4 protein-coding genes are annotated in these 7,113 nt (G+C 69.3%); 3 read left to right on the top strand and 1 reads right to left on the bottom strand.

Translation table 11 applies throughout. The features are described from left to right. On the bottom strand, positions 1-3,672 hold a 3,672-nt coding region (locus HB724_RS19950), incomplete at its 3' end, for an Ig-like domain-containing protein (protein WP_256731642.1). Positions 3,673-4,337: 665 nt separating this feature from the next. Between HB724_RS19950 and HB724_RS19945 the strand changes: the two genes are divergently transcribed. From HB724_RS19945 to HB724_RS19935, 3 genes are all read left to right on the top strand, one after another. Continuing rightward, positions 4,338-5,051 carry a response regulator gene (locus HB724_RS19945; protein ID WP_213982700.1) on the top strand — a complete coding sequence of 238 codons (714 nt, stop codon included), beginning with the start codon at positions 4,338-4,340 and terminating at the stop codon, positions 5,049-5,051. Continuing rightward, positions 5,051-6,367 carry a FecR domain-containing protein gene (locus HB724_RS19940; RefSeq protein WP_213982699.1) on the top strand — a complete coding sequence of 439 codons (1,317 nt, stop codon included), beginning with the start codon at positions 5,051-5,053 and terminating at the stop codon, positions 6,365-6,367. Before HB724_RS19945 ends, HB724_RS19940 begins: the two co-directional genes overlap by 1 nt. A 25-nt stretch (positions 6,368-6,392) precedes the next feature. Next, positions 6,393-7,113 (top strand): CHASE2 domain-containing protein (locus HB724_RS19935; protein ID WP_213982698.1); only part of this gene is annotated, 721 nt, incomplete at its 3' end.

Here is a 7,113-nt window from a genome sequence, read left to right as displayed (position 1 = left end):
ATCCGCAAGCGCCGGGGAGGGCGGGAAGGTCCAGTGCCCGCCGCTGTCGGCGGTCGCCTGGCCGATCGGATTGCCGCCGCCATCGGTGAGCGTGACGGTCGCGCCCGGCTCCGCGGTGCCCGAAAGCTCGGTGCCGTCGGTCGGCGTGATCGTGGGCGCGGCGGGGGCGACCGCGTCCACGATCATCGCCGCCGGCGCGCTGTCGGCGCCCAGCGGATTGGTGGCGATCGCGCTCACGACGGTACCGTCGGCGAGCTGCGTCGCGGGCGTGACGCTCCAATTGCCGGAGCCGTCGGCGATCGTCTGTCCGATCTCGACGCCGCCTACGCTCACCGTCACGGTATCGCCCGGATCGGCGGTGCCGGAGACGATCGCGCCGTTGCTGGGATCGATCGTCGGGATCGACGGGAGCGACGCATCGATCGTCGCCGTCGCCTCGGGGCTGACATTGCCGGCGGCATCGGTGGCGGTGGCGTTGACGACGGTGCCGTCCGCGAGCTGCGTCGCGGGCTGGAACGTCCAGTTTCCGGCGCTGTCGGTAACGGCCTGGCCGATCGGATCGCCGTTGCCGTCCGTCAGCGTGACGGTGCTGCCGGGCTCGGCAGTGCCGGCGAGGACGGCGCCGTTGCTCGGCTCGATCACCGGGGTTGCCGGCGGGAGGGCATCGACCGTCAGTGTCGCGGGCGTGCTGGCATTGCCCGCCGCATCGGTGGCGACGGCGTCGACCACCGTGCCGTCGGCGAGCGCCGGGGAGGGCGAGAAGGTCCAGTCGCCGGCATTGTCGGCCGTCGCCTGGCCGATCGGGTTGCCGCTGCCGTCGGTGAGGGTCACGATGCTGCCGGGCTCCGCCGTGCCGGTCAGGACCGAGCCGTTGCTCGGATCGAGAACCGGAGCGGCCGGTGCCTGGGCGTCGATGGTCGCGGCCGATGCCGGGCCGACATTGCCGGTCGGGTCGATCGCGCGTGCCTCGACCACGGTTCCATCGGGCAAGGGCGTGGCGGGTTCGAAGGTCCAGTTGCCGTCCGCATCGACTGCGGCGGTGCCGATCGGCGTACCGTTGGCGAGGACCAGGACCACTTGCGCACCGGGCTCGGCGGTGCCGGTGAGCTCGATGCCGTTGCTCGGATCGATCACCGGCGCGGCCGGTGCCTGCGCATCGACAGTGGCATTGGCGGCGGGGCTGGCATTGCCTGCCGCATCGGTGGCGGTGGCGTTGACCACCGTGCCGTCGGCGAGCGCCGGCGTCGGCGTGAAGCCCCAGTTGCCCGAGCCGTCCGCCGTGACCGTGGCGATGGGATTGCCGCTGCCGTCGGTGAGCGTGACAATGCTGCCGGGCTCGGCGGTGCCGGTGAGCGCGGTGCCGTTGCTGGGATCGATCGTCGGCGCCGCGGGCGGCACGGCATCGACGGTGACGGTTGCCGGGGCACTGGCGTTGCCGGCCGCGTCGGTGGCGGTGGCGGTGACCACCGTGCCGTCGGCAAGCGCGGGGGAGGGTGTGAAGGTCCAGTTGCCCGAGCCGTCCGCGGTGGCGGTGCCGATCGGGGCGCCGCTGCCGTCGGTGAGCGCGACAGTGCTGCCGGGCTCAGCCGTGCCGGAAAGCTCGGAGCCGTTGCTGGGTTCGATCACCGGAGTCGCGGGGGCCATGACATCGACCGTGACGGTCGCCGGTCCACTGGCGTTGCCGGCGGCGTCGGTGGCGGTGGCGTCGACCACCGTGCCGTCCGCGAGCGCGGGGGAGGGCGTGAAGGTCCAGTTGCCTGAGCCGTCCGCGGTAGTGGTGCCGATGGGCGCACCGTTGCCGTCGGTGAGGGTGACGGTGCTGCCGGGTTCGGCGATGCCGGAAAGCTCGGCCCCGTTGCTCGGGTCGATCACCGGAGTCGCGGGGGCCACGGCATCGACCGTGACGCTCGCCGCGGGGCCGGGTTCGCCTTCGCTGTTGCTGGCAACGGCGCTGACGACCGTGCCGTCGGCAAGCGGCGAAGGTGGCGCAAAGGTCCAGTCGCCGTTCGCGTCGGCGGTCACCTGGCCGAGCGGAGCGCCGTCCGCGCTGATCGAGACGGTGCTGCCCGGCTCGGCGGTGCCGGAAATCTCGGTGCCGTTGCTGGGATTGAGGACGGGGGCGGGCGGCGGCGGGATCAGATCGGGTGCCACGACGCTCGCGGCATCGCTCGCATTGCCTGCTTCGTCCACGACGATGATCGCGATCGTCTCGCCGTCCACGAGCGGCGGATCGAGGGGGATCGAGAAATTGCCCTCGGTGTCGGCGGTCGTCGTGGCATCGGCGACGCCGTCGCCGTTCGTGTCGGCGTTGACGGTGGCGCCGGGCTCGGCGGTGCCGGTCAGGGCGGTGCCGTCGGGGGAGACGGTGAGGCCGGTGGCGGGGAGCGGTGCCGTCGTGTCGGGTGCGGTCGTGGTGACGGGGGCGCTGTCGTTGCCGGCGGGATCGGTGACGATCACCGTGACGGTCTCGCCATTGGTGAGCGGCGGATCGAGAGGAGCGGTGAAGCCGCCGTCGGGATCAGTGGTGACGGTGGTGTCGGGGGTGCCGTCGCCATTGGTGTCGACGCCGACGGTGGCACCGGGCTCCGCGGTGCCGGTGAGCGTCGTGCCGTCGGGGGAGATCGAGACGTCGCTCGCGGGAGCCGGCGCAGTCGTGTCGGGCGCGGTGGCGGTGACGGGGGTGCTGTCGTTGCCGCTGGGATCGGTGACGATCACCGTGACGGTCTCGCCATTGGTGAGCGGCGGATCGAGCGGGATCGTGAAGCTGCCGTCGGGGCCGGCGGTCGCGGTGGCGTCGGGAACGCCGTCGCCGTTGGTATCCACGCCAACGGTGGAGCCCGGCTCCGCCGTGCCGGTGACGTCGGTGCCGTCCGGCGACACCTGGACGTCGGTCGCGGGCTGGGGCGCCGTGGCGTCGGGCGCATGCACGGTGGCGGGGGGGCTCGCATTGCCGGCGGCATCGCGAACGATGACGGAGATCGTCTCGTTGTTCACCAGCGGCGGCTGGAGCGGGACGGTGAAGTGCCCGTCGGCACCGACCGTAGCGGTATAGTCCGCGGCGCCATCGCCGTTCACATCGATTCGAACCGTGGCGCCCGGTTCGGCATTGCCGGTGAGCGTCGTACCGGCGGCATTGACCGCAAGGCCGGTCGCGGCGCCCGGCGCCGTCGTGTCGACAGGCTGGACCGGGCCGTCGTTCGGGTCGGGCGTTCCGGTGGTGTCGTTGTCGCCGCCGCCCCCGCCGGCCGCGGCTGCGATGCCGCCGCCGCCGAGCAGTGCTCCGCCGATGATGCCGGCCGTGCCCAGCCCGCCGCCGGAGGCTCCGATGGAGGCGAAGTCGGCGGCGACACCCTGCGGCGTATAGATCGCGGAGATCATGCCGTCGGAAGCGGGGTTCAGTTCCGCCGCGACCAGTTGCTGATCGCTATCGACCAGATAGAGATGGGAAGGCTTGTCGGACGTAGCGTAGAAATTCTCGATACGGACCGTCTCACCAGTAGTGAGGTGGACAACCAGGTCCGAACCTTCACGGGTATAGCCTGTGACCATGTTGGGGGAAATGGAGAGCGCGATGTGCTCGCCGGGCGAAATAGCAATCTTGCCAGAGAACTTGTGATTCTTTGCAGATTTAAGTTGTTTCGCGTCCGAAGCGACTTTAGCGACCAGTTGCATACATGCTCTCCTGTGCCATTGGGCAGACGTGTTAGCGATGCGACCGTTATTGAGCTGATAGTCTCCTAAACAATTCGTTACTGGCAACGTAAATTGAAGTAAATTCCAAGTGAATCTCTGTTTTATTGTATTGAGTGCGTAACGAAATCCGCGGCTTCCCCTACGGAAGCGCCGATTTCATGGATGATTACAACGATGATTGCATATTTGCTGAAATATACAGGAATTTACATTGTCCTTCGGCTCAACCCGCATGTGGAGGACCGTGTGGCGGGGTCGAAAACGATCTTGCCGGTATGACAACGCAGTCAGTTTTACACGTTTTTACAGCCGAATCGGGCCGCTCCTGTCTTATGGCGAGACATCGTCATCTTCGCGCTTTCTCTCCGATCGGAAGGTGTGGAAGCGATAGGGTCGCCAGCGTAACAATCGCCGACATCCGCCACACATATATTCACGTATTCGCAAGTAAAGGAACAAGTCGGAATGGATCGCAGGGGAGGCCAGCGCAGATGATTCGGCGCATCCTCGGCCGCAGGCGCCGATCCCGCGATGGCGATGGTGCGGATCTCCGGTCTTTCCCTAATTCTCCAGACGGTAATTGCATGGAAACCGATCGCCAATTAGGTTCCCCGGGGCCATTGTTCGCCCGGAGGAGTCTGACCGTGCGGCTGGGGGTGCTTGAAGACGATCCTGCGTTTCGTTCCGAGCTCGATACGATCATGGCGAGCGCCGGGCATGCATGTCATTCCTTCCCCACCAGCCGGGCGCTCACGACGGCGCTTCGCCAGGAATCGTTCGACTTGCTGCTGCTGGACTGGAACCTGCCCGATTTCAGCGGACTTCAGCTTCTGAGCTGGGCGCGGGTGAATCTCGATCCCTGCCCTCCGGTCATCATGGTGACCTGCCGGATCGACAATGCCGATATCGTCGCGGCGCTGGAGGCGGGGGCGGACGATTATGTCGTGAAGCCGGTGGATCCCAGCGTGCTCGCGGCGCGCGTGGGCGCGCTGCTCCGGCGGACCTATCCCGTCGCCGTCCCGGTCAGCGGCAAGGAGGAGCTCTGGGGCGCGGTTTTCGACCATTCGGCCCTGACCGTGCGCATAAGCGGAGATGAAGTGACGTTGACGACCAAGGAATTCGGCCTCGCCCTCGCGCTGTTCCGCAACATGCACCGCGCGATGAGCCGTACGCACCTGCTCGAAGCCGTGTGGGGGCGCAATCCCGACCTGCCGACCCGGACGCTCGACGTCCATGTGTCCAGGCTCCGCGCGCGCCTCAGCCTCCGGCCGGAGCGCGGCTATCGGCTCATGCCGGTCCACAGCTTCGGCTATCGGCTGGAAGCCATGGACATGGCTTCGGTGGAGAATGTGGCGTGATGCGGCGGATGCTGGCGGCGGTCGCCGCCATTGCCGTGCTGGCGAGCATGCCCGTCTCTGCCCAGACCGTTCCGGCGACACAGTCCACCGATGACGTCCTCTATACGGTGCGCCAGGGCGATACGCTGATCGGCCTCGCCAAGCGCGGCTTCAAGCGCAACATCGATTATCTCGCCGCCCAGCGCCTCAACAAGGTCGCCAATCCGCGCGCGCTTCGCCCGGGCTCGGTGCTGCGCCTGCCCGTGCGTTTGCTGCGCACCCAGCCGGTTGGCGCAAGGATCATCGCGTTTCGCGGCGCCGCCATGGTGAACGGTGCGGCGGCGCGTGTCGGCATGGCTGTCGCCGAGGGCATGGAGCTGCGGACGGGGGCGGACGCCTTCCTGGCGCTTGAGCTTGCCGATAGTTCGCTCCTGACCCTGCCGTCGCGCTCGCAAATCAAGGTGGTGGACCTGCACCGCGTCGTCCTGACCGGCAATGTGATGAAGCGGTTCATGCTCACCGGCGGACGCTCGGAGACCGAGGCACAGCCGATTCGGCGCGGCGACAGCTTCGAGGTCCGCACGCCGCTGTCGGTGTCGGCCGTCCGCGGCACCCGGTTTCGCGTCAGCCTTGTCGAAGGGACCGAGGGCGCGAGCACCAGCGTGCTGGAGGGCAAGGTCGCCGTTGCCGGCGGCACGAAATCGGTCGCGGTGCCCGCAGGCCTGGGCGTTCTCGCCTCCACCCAGGGGCCGGGCACGCCGGTCCCGCTGCTGCCCAGGCCGACGCTCCGCGATCCCGATCGGCTGCAGGACGAGGAGCGCGTCACCTTCCGCATGGAGCCGCTGCAGGGCGCCATGCGCTACCGGGTCCAGCTCTCCACCGATGCGGGCTTCGTCGATACCTTTGCGGAGAATGATGCGGCGACGCCCGAGATCGGCTTTGCCGGTGTTCCGAACGGCAGCTTCTTCGCGCGCGCGACGGCGCTGTCGCAGGAGGGGATCGAGGGCTTCCCCGTCGTCCAGTCGTTCGAGCGGCGGCAGAACAACATCACCGCCGAAGCCGGCGAGATCGACGATTGCCCGGTCCAGCGCTGCCTGCGCTTCCGCTGGCGGGTAGGCGGCGAGGGCGAGCGCCGCTTCCGCTTCCAGATCTCCGCCAGCCCCGACGGCGTGCCGATCATCGACCAGACGGAGATGACCGGTAGCGAGATCGTGCTCACCGATCTGCCGGGCGGCATCTATTATTGGCGCGTCGAGAGCAGCCTGATCGAGGGCGGACGGCGCCAGTCGAAATGGTCGGACCAGCAGGAACTCCGCGTCGCGCCCGCCAGCCGGTGACCGGGGCCTGTCTCCCTGAGCGATCGTGCTGAGCAGCGGACGCCGGATCTTCATCGAATGGCTGGCGGTCGCCCTGCTGGCGACGGCGGGCATCGCGCTCACGGTGTGGACCGATCTTTTCCGGCGCGCGGACAATCTCGTCTATGACCGGCTGGTCTGGCTGGAGCGCCAGCCGGCGCGCGACGACATCATCGTCGTCGCCATCGACGATGAGAGCGTGCATCGCATCGGCGGCTTCCCCTGGCCGCGCAGCGTCCATGCCCGGCTGCTCGACAGGCTCCAGGCGGCGGGGCCCCGTGCGATCCTGTACGACGTGCTGTTCGTCGATCCCTCGCCGCAGGACGGGGCGCTGGCGCGCGCCGCGGCGGCCGCGCGGCCGATCGTGCCGCTCTACATGGAGGTGCCGGGGCGCGACGGCGAGGCGGTCACGGTGGTCGAGCCGGTGGCGCCGCTCCGCGCGGCGGGCGGGCTCGTCGGCCATGCGAAACTGTCGCCCGACGAGGACGGGATCGGCCGGCGCGTCTATTTGGCGGAGTGCAGCGGCGGCCGGGTTTGTCCCGCATTCCCCCCCGCCGCCCCCCCCCGGGCCCCCGGGGGGGGGGGGGCGCCCCCGGGGGGGGCCCGGGGGGGGGGGGGGGTGGGGGGGGGGGCGCCCGCCCCCCCCTTCCCCCCGGGGGGGGGCGGGGGGGGCGGGCGCCGGCTGATCGAGGCGGCGCGGCAGGGGGGGGAGCTGGTCCGAACGGATG

Source organism: Sphingomonas sp. dw_22, assembly GCF_018449795.1.
Lineage (GTDB): Bacteria > Pseudomonadota > Alphaproteobacteria > Sphingomonadales > Sphingomonadaceae > Sphingomonas.
The sequence above is the reverse complement of the archived record's forward strand: the minus strand, read 5'-3'. Positions and strand labels throughout refer to the sequence as shown.

Coding starts and splice junctions, on each gene's coding strand:
- HB724_RS19940 (WP_213982699.1), top strand. CDS start 5,051: ATGCGGCGGATGCTGGCGGCGGTCGCCGCCATTGCCGTGCTGGCGAGC.